The sequence below is a fragment of the Roseateles cavernae genome, from assembly GCF_040187885.1.
Taxonomy (GTDB): Bacteria; Pseudomonadota; Gammaproteobacteria; order Burkholderiales; family Burkholderiaceae_C; genus Roseateles_E; species Roseateles_E cavernae.
This window is the reverse complement of sequence record NZ_JBDPLH010000012.1, coordinates 69,593-87,897: the sequence shown is the minus strand read 5'-3', so window position 1 is coordinate 87,897 and position 18,305 is coordinate 69,593. Positions and strand designations below refer to the sequence as shown.

The window sequence follows — 18,305 nt, the reverse complement described above, 5'->3', positions numbered from 1 at the left end:
CCTTCAGCACCTCGCGTTCGCCATAGCGTTTGTGCAGGTTTTCAACAACAAGACTGTCCATGATGGTTTCTTTTTCTTCAGGCACTCAGGAGTTTGCCGCTGCGCAGCGCCTGCTCGCCGGCGATCTTGGCCAGGCGCAGGCCGGCATGGGCGTAGCGGCGGTGTTCGCGGGCATAGAGCAGGCCGTCGACCGGGCTCAGCAGCGGCGTGATTGCGCCACTGAGCGGGTCGATCAGCTCGACGATCAGCTCCCCTGCCCTGAGCTCGTCGCCAGGCGCACGTGCAAACACCAGGATGCCGGCATGCGGCGCGTGCAAGGGCATCGAGCCCTCCAGCGGCCGGGCGGCCCGGCGCAGCGGCGGCGGCTCGCTGACCGGTTGATCGATGAAGCCGCGCTCGCTCAGAAAGGCCAGGATGGCCATTGCATCCTGCACCGCCAGGCCATGGCCGACATCGCCGTAGCCGCGGTGCTCGATGGTGGCCGCGAAGCAGGCCTGCGGCACCGGATGGCGGCCCGCGAAGATCTGGCCAAGCCGCCACCAGACCTGGGAGCAGGCCTCATCGAAGGGCTCATCGCCGGACTCATTGGCCAGCAGGCTCAGGCCCACGCCCAGATGGCGGGCCAGGCGCTCGGCCTGCGGCCACAGCGGCGTGGCGCTGTAGAGATGCAGCACGGCCTCGCAGTCGCAGTGCAGGTCCAGCACCACATCGGCATCGATCGCCAGGCCCAGCAGGATCTTGCGCAGGCTTTGCAGCTCGCTGCTGACCGGCAGCGCCGCCAGGCTCTCGCGCAAGGCCTGGCGCAGCACGGCCACATTGAGGGTCGGGTCTTGCGTCAACCGCGGCGCGGCGCGCTCGGCGGCCTGGCGGCTGAGGTCGACATAGTGGCGGTTGAAGTTCTCGCCCGAGTTGGCCTCGAAGCGGCCCTGATGGGCCAGCTGCTGCCATTGCGACAGGCCGATCGGGTTGGCGGCCGGCAGCAGCACGATCTCGCCGCGCAGCGACCCGGCGTCCTCAAGGCGCTGCAGCATCTGGCGCAGATGATGAGCCACCAGCATGCCGGGCACCTCGTCGGCATGCAGCGAGGCCTGCAACACGGCCTTGCGGCCGCTGCGCCCCTGATCGGGGCCGTAGTGCAGGCTCAGCAGCTCGCGCCGGGTGCCGGGCGTGCCCAGCTCGATCACATGGTGAAGGGTTTGCATCGGTTCAACGGGCCAGCATCGGCTGCAGCCAGCGCTGCTCGGCAGCGCGCAGCAGACCGACCAGGGCCAGGGTGATCAGCAGATAGAAGGCACCGGCCGTCAGATAGGCCTCGAAGGGCAGATAGTGGGTGGCGTTGAACTGGCGCGCCACGCCGGTCAGGTCGGCCAAGGTGACGATGCTGGCCAGCGAGGTGCCGTGCAGCATCATCACGATCTCGTTGCCATAGGCCGGCAGCGCGCGGCGCAGCGCGCTGGGCAGGGCCACACGGCGCAGCATCTGGGCCCGGCTCAGGCCCATCGCATAGGCCGCCTCGATCTCGCCGGCCGGCAAGGCGCGGATCGCGCCAGCGATGATTTCGGTCGTGTAGGCGCAGGTGTTGATCGCGAAGGCCGCCACCGCGCAGAACCAGGCCGAGCTGAGCCAGGGCCAGGCCAGGCTCTCGCGCACCGCCTCGAACTGGGCCAGGCCGTAGTACAGCAGGAAGAGCTGCACCAGCAGCGGCGTGCCGCGGATGCAGTAGGTGAAGGCAAACACCGGCCGGCTCAGCCAAGGCGAGGGCAAGGCCCGCAGCAGCGCCAGCGGCACGGCGCAGACCAGACCCAGCAGCAGGGCCAGCAGCAGCAGCTTGAAGGTGGTGACGGCGCCCTGCAGATACAGCGGCAGCGCCTCGGCAATCAGGTCCCAGTTCATAGCCGGCTCCCCTTGACGCCGATGGCCAGGCGCCGCGACAGGCGTGCAAAGCCCAGCTCCGACACACTGGTGAAGGCCAGATAGACCAGGGCCGCCGTGCCGTAGAACAGAAAGGGCTCGCGGGTCGCACCGGCCGCGAGGCCGGCGCGGTGCATCAGATCGGTCAGGCCGATCACCGAGACGATGGCCGTGCTCTTGAGCAGCACCAGCCAGTTGTTGGCCAGCGCCGGCAGCGCATGACGCAGCATCTGCGGCGCGACGATGCGCGAGAACACCCGCCACCCGCCCATGCCGAAGGCCTGGGCCGCCTCGCGCTGGCCCGGCGGCACGGCCATGAAAGCGCCGCGAAACGTCTCGGTCAGGTAGGCGCCGAAAATGAAGCCGATGGTGGCCACGCCGGCGACAAAGGGATTGATGTCGATGTAGTCCTGATGGCCCAGGCGCAGCGCGATCTCGTTGATCAGGGCCTGGCCGCCGAAGAAGACCAACAGCATCAGCAGCAGATCGGGCACCGCCCGTATCGTCGTCGTGTAGCTCTGGGCCAGGCCGCGCAGCAGCCGGCTGTGCGAGAGCTTGGCCAGCGCGCCCAGCAGGCCCAGGGCCAGGGCCACGCCCAGCGAAGCCAGCGCGAGCACGAGCGTCATCAGGGCGCCCTCGGCGAGGCTGGCGCCGTATCCATGCAACATCGGGAACTCCTTGCGGCTCAGGGGGTGGGCGCGTTCATCGGCAGGTAGAAAGGACGCCTGATCTGCACCGGCAGCACATCCAGATGCATGCGGACCACGGTGTAGTCCTCGCCGCCAAAGGCGCCGGTGAACCAGCCGCGGGTGTCGGGGCCTTTGTAGAGCCGGAACTCGAAGGCCAGGTCCGGTTTTGCATCGTCGGCCAGCGGCTGACCGCTGAAGGCCAGGCCTCGGGCCTCGCTCGCCGGGCTGTCCAGCAGCTGGCCCATCGCGTTGACGATGGTGGTATCGCCCAGCATGTCGGGATAGAAAGGCACGCTCTTGAAATAGGGCTTGAAGCCGGTGGCATGGGGGTCGATGAAGAGGTCCCTGGCCTTCTGCGGCGAGGGCGTGGTGAGGCCGCTCTTCAGCGAGTGGCGATCCCCGCGGTCCAGATAGCTCAGGCTGGCTCCGCGCAGATTGAAGGCGGCCAGCTTGGCGTCATGCGTGGCCTGGCCCAGGTCCACCAGCAGCGCGCCCTTGGCGCCTATCACCTCGATCTCGCCGCTGCGGATGACCGCGGCGCTGTTCTCCTCGACACCGAGGCCCAGCCGGTAGCCCTGGGCCTGCATCAGCGGCAGCATGCGGCCGAAGCGGCCGCGCTTGAGAAAGTGCTGGTCGATGAAGAGATCCGGGCCGACGAAGCCCAGGCCCCGGTCGGTCTCTATGCCCTCGCGCAGCTGGCCCTTCAGCACCTTCAGCGTGTCCTGCGCATCGCGGAACATCGTGCGGCTCATGATGGCTGCGCCGGCGCTGCTGCCGGCCACGACGCCGCCACGCTCGAACACGGACCAGATCGCCTTGAGCATCTCGGTGGGCCGGCCAGCGGGCTGCAAGGTGTCGACGATCAGCTCCTGGGCACCGCCGGAGAAATAGACGCCGCGCGACTCGCGCACCCGGGCGATCAGCGCCGGGTCGTTGAGGCGGGCCTGCAGGTCCTCGCCCTTCAGGCGCGGGGCGACCGGGATGTGCTCGGCCTGGGCGCCGTTGCGGTTCAGCGCCTCGATGATCTGGCGGGCGCTGCGCTCGGGGTTGCCGGCGGCGGTGGCGAACACCGCGAAGCGTGCGCCGGGGCCGCCGGCCTCGTCGACGATGCGCCTCCAGACCGCATCGTTGTCGAATTTCAGTGCGCCGCCGATCGCGATGGCGGTCTGGGCGCTGGCAGGGCCGGCCTGCAGCAGCGCGGCCAGCAGCAGAAACAGTTTCAAGAAAGGCATGGAGCGTCGGTCTGGTGGTCGATGGCTGCCATCTTGTCAGCCGTCGCCGCGCCCGGCCAGCGGGTAAGGCCCTGGAAAAGCCCTCGCTGCACCGAGGCCGCAACTGCATGTCGCATTCACGCAAGAGCGCGACAGGCCGCAGGCCCCGGCGCAACAAGGGCTTGCACGCAAGCGACGAGGACTTGCGCACAAGCGACCGCCCCGCCAAAACCCCATCCCCGCAACTTGCGGCCGACTTCTAGAGTCGCCTCAAGGCCTGCAGTCCAGGGCCCGCTCCCTCCACCGTTCGCCAAAGAGGCTTTCCATGTCCATGCCCCGCTTCCGCCGCCCCCAACTTCATCTGCTGGCCCAGGCCAGCCTGTTGCTGCTCAGCAGCGCCGCGCTGGCGCAAGAGGCCAAGCTCGAGCGCGTCGAGATCACCGGCTCCAGCATCAAGCGCATCGACGGCGAGACCGCGTTGCCGGTGCAGACCATCAAGCGTGACGACATCGACAAAAGCGGCGTCACCACCGCCGCCGAGCTGCTGAAGAACATCAGCGCCAGCGCCGCCAATCTCGGTGACGGCGCCTCGATCACCGACAACACCGGCGGCCAGCGCGGCTTCAACGGCGCCAATCTGCGCGGCATCGGCGTCTCCAGCACCCTGGTGCTGCTGAACGGCCGCCGCCTGGCCAACTTCGCCTCGCCCGGCGACAGCGCCGGGGTCGATCTCAACAGCATCCCGGCCGGCGCGATCCAGCGCGTCGAGATCCTGAAGGACGGCGCCTCGGCCATCTACGGCACCGACGCGATCGGCGGCGTGATCAACTTCATCACCCGCCAGGACTATCGCGGCGTCGACATCAGCGCCTATGTGGCCGACACCCAGGACGGCGGCGCCGGCAAGCGCACAGTGACCTTGAGCGGTGGTGTCGGCGACCTCAGCCGCGACCGTTTCAATGTCTTCGCGACGCTGGACATCCAGCAGCTGGACGCGCTGCGCAGCACCCAGCGCGACTTCATCCAGGAGCGTCCGCTGGCCGAGACCGTGCCCTACTACCTGTCGAGCCGCCCTTTCCCGGGCAATATCCGTCTGTCGGGCACGGCCGCCACCCGCAACGCCCAGCTGGCCGCGATCAACGCCGCCGGCTACCGCTTCAACGGCCAGCCCTACAACCAGCGCACGGTCAATCTGTTCGCACCGGGCTGCAACCCGCCCGCCTCGGTCTACACCGAGCTGGTCGGCACCCAGGCCTGCGGCTATGACTATATGGCCGATACCGAGGTCTATCCCCAGTCCGACAAGATCGCCTTCCTCAGCCGCGGCATTGCCGATCTGGGCGGCGGCCAGCAGGTCTTTGCCGAGCTGATGCTGGCGCGGGCCGAGACGCTGTATGTGCTGTCGCCCAACCCGACCACGCTCTCCGGCGTCAACTGGAGCGCGATCAACGCCTTCCTGCCCAATCCGGTCAACCACCCGAGCAGCTTCGAAGTGCGCTTTCGCGCCACCGAGCTGGGCAACCGCAGCAGCGAGGTGAGCAGCGAAGCCAATCGCGTCGTCGTCGGCACCACCGGCACCTTCGGCAGCTGGGACTACACGGTGGGCGCCAGCCATGCGCTCAACAAGGTCGAGGACCGCTATGTCAACGGCTATTTCAAGTTCAACGAGCTGCTGGCGGCCGTGCGGGGCGGCCAGATCAACCCCTTCGGGGCGAGCCCGGCCGCCAGCCAGGCGCTGATCCAGTCGCTGCGCATCGATGATGCGGCGCGCCGCAGCGAGGGCACGACCTCGGGCCTGGACGCCAAGATCACCGGCACCCTGGGTCAGCTCGACGGCGGCGATATCGGCGTGGCCTTCGGCGCCGAGCTGCGCCGCGAGACCCAGAAGTTCACACCCTCGGCCCTGCTGGTCAGCAACAATATCGGCGGCGACCGTGACGGCAGCGGCACCAGCCCGGCACTCGTCGCCACCCGCAACGGCCGCAATATCAGCTCGGCCTATGCCGAGATCAGCGCGCCCTATAGCAAGACCCTGGAGATCCAGGCCGCGCTGCGCGCCGACCACTACCAGCGCGTCGGCAGCTCGGTGAACCCCAAGCTGGGCCTGCGCTGGCAGCCGAACAAGGAGCTGCTGGTGCGCACCTCGGCCGGCACGGGCTTCCGGGCGCCGAGCTTCAGCGAGCTCTACCGCCCGACCTCCTATGGCACCAGCGCCGCCTTCCTGTACGACGGCGTCTACGACTCCTTCGAGCAGTACCCCACCGAGAAGGTCGCCAACCCCGATCTGAAGCCCGAGAAGAGCAAGCAGTTCTCGCTGGGCCTGGTGTTCGAACCGCTGCGCGACACCAGCGTCAGCGTCGACTACTGGCATATCAAGAAGACCGATGTGATCAGCGACCTGTCCGGCAAGATCATCCTGGAGAACCCGGATCGCTATGCCGCCTACATCAAACGCGATCCGATCGACGACTTCCCGACCCTGATACTGCGCAAGGAAAACCAGGGCGGCCTGAAGACCTCGGGTCTGGACCTCGAAGGCCGCTGGCGCTCGGCCAGCACGGCAGCCGGCCGCTTCGGTGTGAACTTCAGCGGCACTTATGTGATCGAGTACAAGCGCCAGTTCGGCAAGACCGAGCCCTTCATCGAGAACGCCGGCCGCTTCCTGCAGGACCAGACCATCCAGCGCTGGCGCCATCGCCTGTCGCTGGACTGGGACCTCGGCCCGGCCAGCCTGACCCTGGGCAATAGCTACTTCTCGGCCCATACCGACGACAGCTACCTGCCCGACACCCAGCCGCGCAAGGTCAAGGCCTATGCGCTGTGGGACCTGAGCGGCAGCTACGCGATCAGCAAGGACCTGAAGCTGCGCGCCGGCCTGCTGAACCTGCTGAACACCGACCCGCCGTTCAGCAACCAGTCCTACTACTTCCTGTCCACCTATGACCCGACCTACACCGACCCGCGCGGCCGGACCTGGTTTGCAAGCCTGAGCTACAGCTTCCGCTGAGCGGGCCACAGCGCCAGGCCGCCGGCCAGGCTGAAGGCCTGGTCGCGGCCCAGCCGCCGCAGCGCCCTCGCGGCCTGGGCGCTGCGCTTGCCGCTGCGGCAGAAGAACAGCAGCGGCATCCCGGCCGGCAGGGCCAGCCAGCCGGGCAGCGCCTCGGGCAGCGCCGACAGCGGCACGGCCTGGCAGGGTAAGGCCGTGCCGAGATCGAGGCTGAGGCCCATGCGCTGCTCATAAGGCTCGCGCACATCGACCAGCAGCAGCTCGGGGTGCTGCTGCAGCAGGGCCCGCACGGCGGCGGCGTCCAGCTCCGACCGCTGCTCCTGCGCATCACCGCCCTCCAGCGACAGCACGGGGTGCAGCGGGCGCGGGCCGGCGCTGCATTGGCGCAGGGACTCGCCGCAGGCGCGGATGCGCTCGCAGGCCTGGGCGATGAACTCGGGCTCGGTGGCCGGGCCGAAGGACAGGCGCACCGCCGAGGCCGTCTGCCAGTCGGGCAATCCCATGGCCTCCAGCACATAGCTGGGCTGGGCCTTCGCGGCGCCGCAGGCCGAGCCGCCGCTGACGCGGATCTCGGCGGCGTCGAACAGGTCCAGCAGCAGCTTGGCGCTCAGGCCCGGCACCGCGAAGTTCAGCGTGGTGGGCAGGCACAGATCTGGCGGCGCATTGAAGACCAGGCCGGGAAAAGCCTGCCGCAGCGCGTCGGCGAGGCGCTCGCGGTAGCCGGCCAGCACGGCATGGTGCTTGAAGGTCTTGCCCTCATCCAGCGCCGCCAGCACCGCGCCCAGCGCGGCAATGCCCGACACATTCTCGGTGCCCGCGCGCTGCGCGCCCTCCTGGCCGCCGCCGGCCATCAGGGGCGTCAGCGGCGCGCCTTCGCGCACATAGAGCAGGCCTATGCCCTTGGGCGCATAGAGCTTGTGGCCCGAGAACGGCGCGTAGTCGATGCGGCGCCCGGCCAGGTCCAGGCCCAGCTTGCCCAGGGCCTGCACGCTGTCCACCAGCCACAGCGCCGGGCTGTCGGCCAGCGCGGCCGCGATGCCGTCCAGATCGCTGATCACGCCGGTTTCGTTATTGGCGGCCATGGTGCAGACCAGGCCGGCGCGCGGCGCCTGGGCGCGCAGCCAGTCCAGATCGTGGCGGCCATCGCGGCCGACCGGAATCGCCTGCACGACAAAGTTCAGGCCCAGCAGTGCATTCCAGTGCTTCAGCGCCTCGGGCACGGCCTTGTGCTCGGTGGCGCCATACAGCAGCAGATCGGGAACGAACTGTCCGGCATCGCGACGGGCCCGCAAGGCATTCAGCGCCGACAGCACCGCCGTCTGTATGCCCTCGGTCGCGCCGCTGACGAAGAGCAGCTGGCCGCTGGGCGCGCCCAGCACCCGCCGCGCCTGCGCGCGCACCGCATCCATCAGCGCGCGGGCCTTCAGCCCGGTGCTGTGGATGCTGCTGGGGTTGCCGAAGTCCTCGGCCATCGCCGCCAGCGCGGCGTCGCGGGCCTGGGGCAGCACCGGCGTGGTGGCATTGGCATCGAGATAGATTTCCATGAGATCGGGCGCGGGGCACCGCTGGCTTTGCTGATGCCCGGAATTCTGCGCGGCCGAGGCCGGAAACGACGTTCGTTATTGACCGTCTTCCCGCTTTGTTATGCAATCCAATTCCTCAATAGAGAATAATTATGAAATTGGATTCCCTGGATCTGAAAATTCTTGAACTTCTGCAGCAGGACGCCGAGCAACAGGTGGCGCAGATCGCAGCCCAGGTGGGCCTCTCGACCACGCCCTGCTGGCGGCGCATCCAGCGCCTGAAGGAAGCCGGCGTGATCACCCGCCAGGTGGCCCTGCTGGACGCGCGCAAGATCAATGTGGGCGTCACCGTGTTTGTCTCGGTGCGCACCAGCATCCACAGCCAGGAGTGGTTCGAGCGCTTTCGCGCCACCATCCAGGCGATTCCCGAGGTGGTCGAGTTCTACCGCATGAGCGGCGATGTCGACTATCTGCTGCGCGTGGTCGTGCCCGATATCGCGGCCTACGACGCGGTCTACAAGCGCCTGATCGCCGGCACCGAGCTGCACGACGTCAGCTCCAGCTTCGCGATGGAGGAGCTGAAGCTGACGACGGCGCTGCCGCTGAGCTATGTGAAGTGAAGCGCTGCGTCAGGCCGCGATGCCCAGCTCGGCGGCCATGCGGTGGACCAGGGCCGTCAAGGCCTCGACCTCGGCCCGCAGGCGCAGCTGCTCGGCGCGCAAGGCCTCGATCTCCTGCTCGCGCGGCAGCGCCGGTGCCGCTGCTCCGCCGCTGTAGGCGTCCTGCGCCACCGGCCCGCTCAGCAGATGGGCCCAGCGCGACTCGCGCGCACCCGGCGCACGGGCCAGCTTGATCACATAGGGCTGAGGCTCGCGGCTGGCCAGTTCATCGAGAAAGCCCTCGACCGAGGAGATGTCGGCGAAGCGGTGCAGGCGCTCGGTGTACAGGCGCAGCTCGGCGGCGGTCAGCGGCCCGCGCAGCATCAACAGGGTCAGACAAGCCAGCGCCGCACCGGGCACACCCAGCACGCGCGCGGCGTTGTGCTCGAAGCGCACGACGCGGCTGCCGCTGACGGTGTTGATCAGGTGCATGGCCTTGAGCTCATCGAGCGCCTGCAGCACCTCGGACTCGGAGGCATTCATCACCGGGTCGCGCGCGGTCTTCTGGTTGCAGCCCAGGGTCAGCGCGTTGACGGACAGCGGGTAGCTGTCGGGCACCGTGTGCTCCTTCTCGACCAGCACGGCCAGCACGCGGGCCTCCAAAGGGGTCAGGTCACGCAGCGTCGACATGCGCTCAGACTCCGAAGCCATCATCGGCCTGGATCACGGCCCCGTTGATGAAATGGCTCTCGTTGGCACACAGCATCAGCAGCGAGGTGTCAAGGTCCTGCGGATGGCCGACGCGCTTGCGCGGCAGCAGGTCGATCAGCTTCTTGCCGCCGTCGGTGGTCCAGTGGTGGTGGTTGATCTCGGTGTCGATATAGCCGGGGCAGATCGCGTTGACATTGATGCCGTACTTGCCCCACTCCAGCGCCATCGCCTTGGTCATGTGGATCACGGCGGCCTTGCTCATCGAGTAGACGCCGATCTGACTGAGCACCCGCAGGCCGGCCATCGACGCGATATTGACGATGCGCCCGCCGATGAAGGTGCCCGGCGCCGAGCCGCGGGCCCGCGCCAGCATGCGCTTGCCGACCTCCTGCGCAACGAAGAAGGCGCCGCGCACATTGGTGTCCATCACGAAGTCGTAGTCATCGGTGCTGACATCGACCAGCTTCTGCGTCGTGCTGACGCCGGAGTTGTTGATCAGGATGTCCAGCGTGCCGACCTCGGTCTCGGCATGGGCGACCGCCGACTTGATGCTGTCCAGATCGGTGACGTCCAGGGTCACGACATGGGCGTCGCCGCCGGCCGCCTCGATCTCGGCGCGCAAGGCCTTGAGCCGGTCCAGGCGCCGACCGGCCAGCACCACCCCGGCCCCGGCCTTGGCCAGGGTCTTGGCGAACTGCGCGCCCAGGCCGCTGGAGGCGCCGGTCACCAGGGCCACACGGCCCGATAAGTCAATGCTGTAGCTCATGGTCTCGTCCTCGGAAAACTGCTGGAGGAAACGATAGCATGGGCCGCCCAAGGCTCAGGGTCAGAACTGCATGAAGCTCACCCCGGCACCGATGCTGGTCTGGCGGAAGTTGTAGTCGGTCAGCGTTTCGCCATAGCCGCGGAAGGCCTGCAAATACCAGCGCAGGCCGTTGGGCTGGTCCTCAAAGACCGGGTAGGTCCATTCCAGCTGCAGCGCGCCGTACTTGACGTTTTTCAGTGTGCTGCGATAGAGCAGCGAGGCGGTGTGCTTGCCATGGGCCCAGTTCAGCTGGAACTCGCCGCGGCCGCGGTAGCTGACCAGGTCGGGGTTGTTGTCGGTGGCCAGCGGCTCGTTGAGGCGCTGGGTCAACCGGGTGCTTAGCGACCAGTCACCGCGCTCGAAACCGGCGCCCAGATTGACGCGGTTCCAGCTGCGCGACAGCGGGTCGGACTGGCCGTTGGACTGGTGGGCGATGCCCAGCTGCGCATAGCGCCATTGCCAGCCGAAGGGCAGCTGGCGCCAGGCCTCGGGCGTGGGCAGCACATAGATCACCTCGGGCTCGTAGTCGCTGTTGCGAAAGGGCTTGGAGTCCTTGCCGTTCCAGATCTGCCACATCGCCTGCTGGGTGAAGGCCACCCACAGATCGCCACCGGGCAGTATCAGGTCCTGGGCCAGCTTGGTGCGCAGCGAGAGCTGGAACTTGGCCTCCTCGCGCCGGTAGTTCGGCTGCGCCACGACCGCCTGGGTCGGCGACTGCGGCTGGCGGTTGATGCGGCTGGTGTAGTGAAAGGGCAGCACATAGTTGGGCTTGTAGCCGACGAAGTTGAAGGTGCCGCGCTTGTCCTCGGCGTCGAGCTCCCAGAACTTGGACATCAGGCTGGAGCTGCTGCGCGTTTGCGCGGCGTTCAGCGCACCCTTGGGGGCCAGTTCGGAGCTGGACGGCAAGGGTGCGGCCACCGCAGTGGGCGCCGCCTCGGGCGACGGCGGCAGCTCGGGTGCGCGGCCCGCCAGCTTGTCATAGCAGGCCAGCCGGTCGGCCGGGGCACCGATCGCGGCGCAATAGGCCAGGGTCGGCGCCTCGGCCTCGGCAAATGCCGGCTGAGCGCTGGCAGCGGCCAGCAGGGTCAACAGCGACGGGACAGCGGAATGTCTGGGCATGGGGGCGTTCAAAACGATTCGAGCTGCGCATGATGGCAGCCCCGGCGGCGCCGGTCTGTGACACGGGGTTTCCGCGCCGTGCTAGAGGCTTCAGCCCAAAGCCAAATAGCACGATCGTTCTATTTTTTAATCACACCAGTAGAATGCGGCCCGAACAAGCGCGCGGCCGCCCGCGTGACTCCAGCAAAAGAACCAAGGACAAGCATGACGAGCGAAGAACTTGTGGCCCAGTACGGTCCGCGCGAGAACATGGAGTACGACGTGGTCGTGGTGGGCGGTGGCCCGGCCGGCCTGGCCAGCGCGATCCGGCTCAAGCAGCTGGCGGCCGCCAAGGGTCAGGACTTGTCCGTGGTGGTGCTGGAGAAGGGTTCCGAGCCCGGCGCGCACATCCTGTCCGGCGCCGTGATGGACCCGAGGGCCATCACCGAGCTGTTCCCGAACTGGCAAGAGCTCGGCGCGCCACTGAAGCAGGCCGTGACCGGCGACGAGGTGCTGTTCCTCAGCGAAAGCGGCGCCACCAGCACGCCGCAGTGGCTGATTCCCGAGTGCTTCCACAACCACGGCAACTATGTGATCTCGCTGGGCGCGGTCAGCAAATGGCTGGGCGAGCAGGCCGAGGCGCTGGGCGTCGAGATCTTCCCCGGCTTCACCGCCGCCGAGATCGTCTACGGCGAGCAGGGCGAGGTGCGCGGCATCGCCACCGGCAATATGGGTGTCGGCAAGGACGGCGAGCCCACCGGCGAGTTCCAGCTGGGCATGGAGCTGCTGGGCAAGTACACGATCTTTGCCGAGGGCTCGCGCGGCCATCTGGGCAAGCAGCTGATCGCCAAGTACCAGCTCGACGCCGGCAAGGACCCGCAGAGCTATGCGATCGGCATCAAGGAGCTGTGGGAAGTGCCGGCCGACAAGGCCAAGCCCGGCCTGGTCGTGCACACCGCCGGCTGGCCGATGGACAACGAGACCTATGGCGGCGGCTTCCTCTACCACCTGGAAGGCAACAAGATCACGCTCGGCTTTGTCGTCGGCCTCGACTACAAGAACCCCTGGCTCTCGCCCTTCGAGGAAATGCAGCGCTGGAAGACCCATCCCAGCATCCGCGCGCACCTGGAAGGTGCCAAGCGCATCAGCTACGGCGCGCGCGCGATCACGGCCGGCGGCCTCTTGAGCCTGCCCAAGACCGTGTTCCCTGGCGGCGCCCTGGTCGGCTGCGATGCCGGCTATCTGAACGCGGCCCGCATCAAGGGCAGCCATGCAGCCATCAAGACCGGCATGCTGGCCGCCGAAGCCGCCTTCGAGGCCCTGGGCGCCGGCCGCTCGCACGACGAGCTGGCCGCCTACCCGGCCGCCTTCGAGCAGAGCTGGCTGCACGCCGAGCTGAACCAGTCGCGCAACTTCAAGCAGTGGTTCAAGAAGGGCAACACGGTCGGCGCGCTGATGACCGGCATCGAGCAGTGGTTCCTGCCCAAGCTGGGCATCAAGAGCCCGCCGTGGACGATCCACCGCACCCTGCCCGACCATGTCTATCTGCGCCCCGCCGCCGAGTCGAGCAAGATCGACTACCCGAAACCCGATGGCAAGCTGACCTTCGACCGGCTCTCCTCGGTCTTCGTCTCCAACACCAACCATGCGGAAGACCAGCCGGCCCACCTGACCTTGAAGGACGCCGCGGTGCCGGTGGCCATCAACCTGGCCAAGTTCGCCGGCCCCGAGAGCCGCTACTGCCCGGCCGGGGTCTACGAGTTCGTCAAGACCGATGCCGGCGAGGACCGGCTGCAGATCAATGCGCAGAACTGCGTGCACTGCAAGACCTGCGACATCAAGGATCCGACGCAGAACATCGTCTGGGTCACCCCCGAAGGTGGGGGCGGTCCGAACTACGCGGGCATGTAAAGTCCGACGCAGCGCTTAGCCTTCCGCCATAGCCCGCCCTCACCGGCGGGCTTTTTCATGTCTGCCTTGCTTATCTCTATGCCCTCGCTGATCCGCACTGCCCTGCTCACGATCGCCGCCCTCCTGGCAGGGTCGGCCGCCCAGGCCCAGCCGCTGAGCCGCGCCGAGGTGTTCCGCTCGCCCGACTATGCCGCCGCCCAGCTCTCACCCAGCGGCCGCTATGTGGCCGTTCTGGTGCCCGGCGAAGACCGCCGCCGCAACCTGGCCATCCTCGATCTGGACAGCGACCGTTTCACCGCCCGAATCTCCGTGCCTTTTGCCGACGTCGGCGAGTTCATCTGGCTCGGTGACGCGCGTCTGGTGTTCTCGCTGACCCAGCTGGGACAGAGCCGCAAGACCAGCAGCCATGTGGGGGGTCTCTATGTGACAGGCCGCGACGGCAAGGAGCAGCGCCGCCTGTTCCAGACCGCCGGCGAATGGGCCAACACGGGCGTGCGCCGGATGGTGCAGATGTGGCCGCAGCAGCGCGTGCCTGGCAGCGATGAGGAGCTGATCGTTGCCAGCAACGATGTGGACGAGCACAGCATCGATCTCTATCGCCTCAATGTACTGACCGGCAAACGCAAGCTGCTGACCGACAAGCGCCCGCCGCGCATCGGCCGCTGGGTGCTGGACGCGCAGCTCCAGCCGCGGGTGGCGATCGGCCGGGAGGCCGACTCGCTGGATCTGATCAGCCACTACCGTGACAGCGACGGCAGCTGGCGCGAGCTCTGGCGCCATCGCGGCAGCCGTGGCGACGTCAGCGTGCCGCTGAGCATCGAGGCCGACGGCAAGCTGCTGGTCGCCAGCAACGCGGGCCGCGACACCACGTCCGTGCGCGAGTACGACCCGCAGCGCCAGCAATGGGGCGAGGTCCTGGTCGAGCATCCGCGCTACGACGTGGCCGTTGACGCGCTGGGATCGCCCGTCGGTGCGCAGCTGCATCATGAGCTCACCCACGAGCTGCTGGGCTTTTCCGTCGCGGCCGAGCGCCCGCTGCAGCTCTGGATGGATGAGCGTCGCCGGGCTGTGCAGGCACTGGTCGACAAGGCCCTGCCGGGCCGCAGCAACATCCTGCAGTTCAGCGCCCGCGATCGGGTGCTGGTGGGCTCCAGCTCAGACACCGAGGTGATGCGCTGGTACCTGCTGGACAGCCGGCAAGGCCTGCTCACCGAGCTGCTGAACAGCCGCCCCGGACTGGCACGCGAACGCGTGCCGGGGACCGAGATCCTGGAGCTGCGCGCCCGCGACGGCCTGCCACTGCTGGCCTATCTGCTCAAGCCGGTCAGGGCGCCGAAAGGCCAGCCCCTGCCCGTGCTGATGATGGTGCACGGCGGCCCCTGGGACCGCGGTGCCGTCTGGGGCGACGAGCACGGCGACATGGCCACGGCCCGCTGGCTGGCCTCGCGCGGTTATCTGGTCGTGCTGCCCAGCTTTCGCGGCAGCCTGGGCTTCGGCAAGCGCGTGCTGCAATCCTCGCGCGGCCAGTTCGGCCTGGCCATGCAGGACGATCTGGACGATGTGCTGGCCGCCGTGCTCCAGCGCGCCGATGCCGACCCGCAGCGCCTGTGCATCATGGGCGCCAGCTACGGCGGCTATGCCAGCCTGATGGCGGTGGCCCGGGCACCCGAACGCTACCGCTGCGCGGTCGCCGGCATGCCGGTCAGCGATCTGCCGGCGCTGCTGGACTCGGGCTGGAGCGACATCTCCAGCAACGAGCGGGCGCGCGAGTTCTGGGTCGAGATGGTGGGCGATCCCAAGCAGCAGCGCGCCGCGCTGCAGGCCGTCTCGCCGGTCCATCTGGCCGACAGAATCAAATCCAAGGTGATGATCTACGCCGGCGTCGATGACCGGCGCACGCCGCTGGAGCAGGCCGAGAGCATGCGCCGCGCCTTGCAGCGTGCCGGCAACGAGCCGCTCTGGCTGGCCAAGTACGGCGAGGGCCACGGCTACCGGCTCACCGGCAACCATGACGAAATGCTGGACCTGCTGGAGCGCTTTCTGGCCGAGCAGCTCAAGCCCTGATCGCGTCAGCCCAGCGGATAGTCGTAGCGCACAAAGCCACGATGCTGGGCCACCCGGTCATAGAGCGCGCGGGCCCTGGCGTTGTGGGCCTGGGTCAGCCAGTAGTAGCGCGTCGCACCCTGCGCGCGGGCACACTCGGCCACCGCCGCGATCAGCGCAGCAGCCACGCCCTGGCCACGCGCCTCGGTAGCGACGAACAGATCCTGCAAATAGCAGCAGGGCCCGGTCCAGATGCTGGTGTGGAACAGGTAATGCGCGATGCCCAGCAGCCGGCCCGCGTCATCGACCGCCGCCAGCCCATGGACCTCCTGCCCGGCCAGCAGGCCTTGCCAGGCCAGCTCGTAGGTCGCGGCATCATGCTCGGTCTCGTAGAAGGCCTTGTAGCCGCGCGCCAGCGGCTCCCAGCCGGCACGGTCGGCGGCCTGCAGGGGCCGAATCGTCCAGTCCGGCCGGCTCATGCGCCCAGCCCCAGTTGGTGCATCCACTGCGCCAGTTCGCGTTCCTTGGCCGTGCCGGCCTCGCTGTGGGCGATGATGCGTGCGCGCTCGAGCGCCGAGCGGTTCTGGCTCAGCTTGGCCTTGGCCTCCCAGCGCTCCACCCGGATGCGGAAGCCGACGATGGCGCCCAGCAGCTTGTGCTGGAAGTCCTCGGGCAGGCCGCGCCACTGCTCGGCATAGCCGGGCTCATGGCGGGCGATCAGACGCTTGAGCAGCGCGTCCTTGGCGGCGGCCTCATCCAGGGTCTGCAAGGCCCCGCGCACATGCACGGCCAGGTAGTTCCAGGTCGGCACATTGAGCCGGGTTTCGTAGTGCGTCGGTGAGATATAGCCGTCCGGCCCGCTGAACACCGCCAGCACCTGGCCCTGCGCGGCCAGCCAGGCCCAGTGCGGATTGGCGCGCGCCATATGCCCCTCCAGCCACCAACCCTCTTCATCGCCCCCCCAGGACAGCGGCAGATGGGTCACGAAACTCTGCCCCTGCACATCGGGGCCGACCAGCATCGCGAAGGGTTGTTCATCGATCAGCCGGCGCGCCAGCGCCAGATCGCTCAGTGCAAAGTGCTTGGGTGTGTACATGGCCCTCACTCTAGGGCATCGCTTGGTACGATCAAAGATCCAATATCCGGAATTTTCATGGCACCAATCCTGGCCCTTGATCCAGCCGGCATGAAGCTGCAGCCGGGTCAGCCGCTGGCCCGCCAGATCCATGCGCAGCTGAAGACACGCATCCTGCAAGGCCAGCTGCCGGCCGCACTGCGCCTGCCGACCACGCGCGAGCTGGCGGCAGCGCTCGGGGTGTCGCGCAACACCGTGGTGCGGGCCTACGAGCAGCTGCTGGCCGAGGGCTTTCTGCAGACCCGCGTCGGCGATGGCAGCTATGTGGCCGGGCTGCCGGGCGGCGCCATCGCGCAGGCCGCCGGGTCCGCTGCGCAGCAGGCCATGCCGGGCACCGCGCTGTGGCAGCATCTGCAGCGCTACAGCCAGCCCCGCATGGTCGAGGGGCCGCCGCGCGCCTTCCGCTATGGCGTGCCGGCACTGGACCTGTTCCCGGCCGAGATCTGGGCCCGGCTGCAGGCGCGCTTCTGGCGCCGCGCCGGCCAGCAATCGCTGGGCTACTCGGACCCTGCCGGCCTGCCGCGCCTGCGCGAGATGGTGGCCCGCTACCTGAGCCATTCGCGCGGCCTGCGCTGCACGGCCGAGCAGGTGCTGATCACCGGCGGCTCTCAGCAGGCCATCGCGCTGGCCGCGCTGGCCCTGCTCGGGCCCGGCGAGCGCGCCGCGATCGAGTCGCCCGGCTACCGCGCCGCCGCTGCGGCGCTGGCCCTGCAAGGGGGTCGGGTCTTGCCGGTGCCGGTCGACGCCCAGGGCCTGCAGGTCGGCGCGCTAGAGGCGCTGGGGCCTTGCCGGCTGGCCTATGTCTCGCCCTCGCACCAGTTTCCCAGCGGCGCGGTGATGAGCTTGCAGCGGCGCCTGGACCTGCTGGCCTGGGCGCAGCGCCATGATGCCTACATCCTGGAGGACGACTACGACGGCGAGTACCGCTACACCGGTGTGCCGCTCGCGCCGCTGGCCAGCCTGGACCGCAGCGGCCGCACGCTCTATATCGGCACCTTCTCCAAGCTGCTGTTCCCGGGCCTGCGCCTGGGCTATCTGGTGGCGCCGCCGGCCTGGGCGTCGAATCTGGCCAAGCTGCGCGCGCTGCTGGACCGGCATGCCTCGATCGCCGACCAGAGCGTGATGGCCGACTTCATCGAGCAAGGCCACTTCCTGCGCCATGTGCGCCGGGTGCGTCGCGCCGCCGAGCGCCGGCGCGACGCGCTGCTGGGCAGCTGGCAACAGCACTTCGGTACCGCGCTGCCGCTGGCGCCGGTCGATGCCGGCCTGCACGCGCTGCTGCCGCTGGACAGCGCCGTGCAGGAGCAGCGCCTGCATGCCCTGGCCGAGGCCCAGGGCGTCGAGCTGGGCCCGCTGCGCCAGGTCGGCGCCGTGCTGCCGGCCAGCGCACGCGCCGGGCTGCTGCTGGGTTTTGCCGGCGTGACCGAGGCACAGATCCGGTCCGCCGTCGCAACGCTGGCCCGCGCCTGGCGGTAAGGGCGGCCCAGAAACAACAAAGCCCCCGCAGCTTGCGCTGCGGGGGCTTTTCAACTGTTGGCGGAGTCGGAGAGATTCGAACTCTCGATGCAGGTTTTGCCCACATACTCCCTTAGCAGGGGAGCACCTTCGGCCACTCGGTCACGACTCCAGCTGAGCCTCGCATTCTATACGAAGAATTCGAGG

15 protein-coding genes and 1 tRNA gene are annotated in these 18,305 nt (G+C 68.4%); 5 read left to right on the top strand and 11 right to left on the bottom strand.

Annotation, left to right across the window (positions count from 1 at the left end):
* Nucleotides 1–77: 77 nt before the first annotated feature.
* From ABGI63_RS23190 to ABGI63_RS23175, 4 genes are read right to left on the bottom strand one after another with little or no spacing between them, the layout of a single operon-like run.
* The gene (locus ABGI63_RS23190) at nucleotides 78–1,202 is read right to left on the bottom strand and encodes a succinylglutamate desuccinylase/aspartoacylase family protein (RefSeq protein ID WP_349744933.1); all 1,125 of its coding nucleotides are present in this window, start codon (nucleotides 1,200–1,202) and stop codon (nucleotides 78–80) included.
* A gap of 4 nt (nucleotides 1,203–1,206) precedes the next feature.
* A complete protein-coding gene (locus ABGI63_RS23185) occupies nucleotides 1,207–1,893 on the bottom strand; it encodes an ABC transporter permease (RefSeq protein ID WP_349744932.1) in 687 nt (228 codons plus the stop codon).
* Complete coding sequence (locus ABGI63_RS23180) at nucleotides 1,890–2,579, bottom strand: ABC transporter permease (protein WP_349744930.1); 690 nt, start codon at nucleotides 2,577–2,579, stop codon at nucleotides 1,890–1,892. The genes ABGI63_RS23185 and ABGI63_RS23180 overlap by 4 nt, the downstream gene beginning before the upstream one ends.
* 17 nt (nucleotides 2,580–2,596) lie before the next feature.
* Nucleotides 2,597–3,832 carry a cyanophycinase gene (locus ABGI63_RS23175; protein ID WP_349744928.1) on the bottom strand — a complete coding sequence of 412 codons (1,236 nt, stop codon included), beginning with the start codon at nucleotides 3,830–3,832 and terminating at the stop codon, nucleotides 2,597–2,599.
* 304 nt (nucleotides 3,833–4,136) lie between these two features.
* On the opposite strand from ABGI63_RS23175, the gene ABGI63_RS23170 reads away from it, so the two are divergent.
* Complete coding sequence (locus tag ABGI63_RS23170) at nucleotides 4,137–6,818, top strand: TonB-dependent receptor (RefSeq protein WP_349744926.1); 2,682 nt, start codon at nucleotides 4,137–4,139, stop codon at nucleotides 6,816–6,818.
* Here the strand turns inward: ABGI63_RS23170 and ABGI63_RS23165 are convergent.
* A complete protein-coding gene (locus tag ABGI63_RS23165) occupies nucleotides 6,803–8,362 on the bottom strand; it encodes an aminotransferase class V-fold PLP-dependent enzyme (protein ID WP_349744925.1) in 1,560 nt (519 codons plus the stop codon). The two genes, ABGI63_RS23170 and ABGI63_RS23165, sit on opposite strands and share 16 nt — an antisense overlap.
* A gap of 131 nt (nucleotides 8,363–8,493) precedes the next feature.
* On the opposite strand from ABGI63_RS23165, the gene ABGI63_RS23160 reads away from it, so the two are divergent.
* A complete protein-coding gene (locus ABGI63_RS23160) occupies nucleotides 8,494–8,961 on the top strand; it encodes an Lrp/AsnC family transcriptional regulator (RefSeq protein WP_137941954.1) in 468 nt (155 codons plus the stop codon).
* A gap of 9 nt (nucleotides 8,962–8,970) precedes the next feature.
* Here the strand turns inward: ABGI63_RS23160 and ABGI63_RS23155 are convergent, their stop codons facing one another.
* Genes ABGI63_RS23155 through ABGI63_RS23145 form a run of 3 tightly spaced genes read right to left on the bottom strand, consistent with a single transcriptional unit; the run spans nucleotide 8,971 to nucleotide 11,575 of the window.
* Entirely contained in the window at nucleotides 8,971–9,630 is a 660-nt protein-coding gene (locus ABGI63_RS23155; protein WP_349744924.1) for a YceH family protein, read from the bottom strand.
* 4 nt (nucleotides 9,631–9,634) lie between these two features.
* Nucleotides 9,635–10,417: an SDR family oxidoreductase gene (locus ABGI63_RS23150; RefSeq protein WP_349744923.1), complete on the bottom strand. Its 783-nt coding sequence runs from the start codon at nucleotides 10,415–10,417 to the stop codon at nucleotides 9,635–9,637.
* A 60-nt stretch (nucleotides 10,418–10,477) separates the two neighbouring features.
* Entirely contained in the window at nucleotides 10,478–11,575 is a 1,098-nt protein-coding gene (locus ABGI63_RS23145) for a phospholipase A (protein WP_349744921.1), read from the bottom strand.
* A gap of 204 nt (nucleotides 11,576–11,779) precedes the next feature.
* On the opposite strand from ABGI63_RS23145, the gene ABGI63_RS23140 reads away from it, so the two are divergent.
* The gene (locus tag ABGI63_RS23140; protein ID WP_349744919.1) at nucleotides 11,780–13,465 is read left to right on the top strand and encodes an electron transfer flavoprotein-ubiquinone oxidoreductase; all 1,686 of its coding nucleotides are present in this window, start codon (nucleotides 11,780–11,782) and stop codon (nucleotides 13,463–13,465) included.
* 78 nt (nucleotides 13,466–13,543) lie between these two features.
* On the top strand, nucleotides 13,544–15,529 hold the full coding sequence (locus ABGI63_RS23135; RefSeq protein ID WP_349744916.1) for an alpha/beta hydrolase family protein: 1,986 nt from the start codon (nucleotides 13,544–13,546) through the stop codon (nucleotides 15,527–15,529).
* A 5-nt stretch (nucleotides 15,530–15,534) separates the two neighbouring features.
* Here the strand turns inward: ABGI63_RS23135 and ABGI63_RS23130 are convergent, their stop codons facing one another.
* On the bottom strand, nucleotides 15,535–15,987 hold the full coding sequence (locus ABGI63_RS23130) for a GNAT family N-acetyltransferase (protein WP_349744915.1): 453 nt from the start codon (nucleotides 15,985–15,987) through the stop codon (nucleotides 15,535–15,537).
* Entirely contained in the window at nucleotides 15,984–16,604 is a 621-nt protein-coding gene (locus ABGI63_RS23125) for an FMN-binding negative transcriptional regulator (protein ID WP_349744912.1), read from the bottom strand. The genes ABGI63_RS23130 and ABGI63_RS23125 overlap by 4 nt, the downstream gene beginning before the upstream one ends.
* Nucleotides 16,605–16,661: 57 nt before the next feature.
* Here ABGI63_RS23125 and pdxR point away from each other — a divergent pair, with 57 nt between their 5' ends.
* Nucleotides 16,662–18,119, top strand: coding sequence for a MocR-like pyridoxine biosynthesis transcription factor PdxR (gene pdxR, locus ABGI63_RS23120; RefSeq protein ID WP_349744910.1), 1,458 nt, complete (start codon nucleotides 16,662–16,664; stop codon nucleotides 18,117–18,119).
* A gap of 58 nt (nucleotides 18,120–18,177) precedes the next feature.
* Here pdxR and ABGI63_RS23115 read toward each other — a convergent pair.
* A tRNA-Ser gene (locus tag ABGI63_RS23115) sits at nucleotides 18,178–18,270 on the bottom strand.
* Between the last annotated feature and the right edge of the window lie 35 nt (nucleotides 18,271–18,305).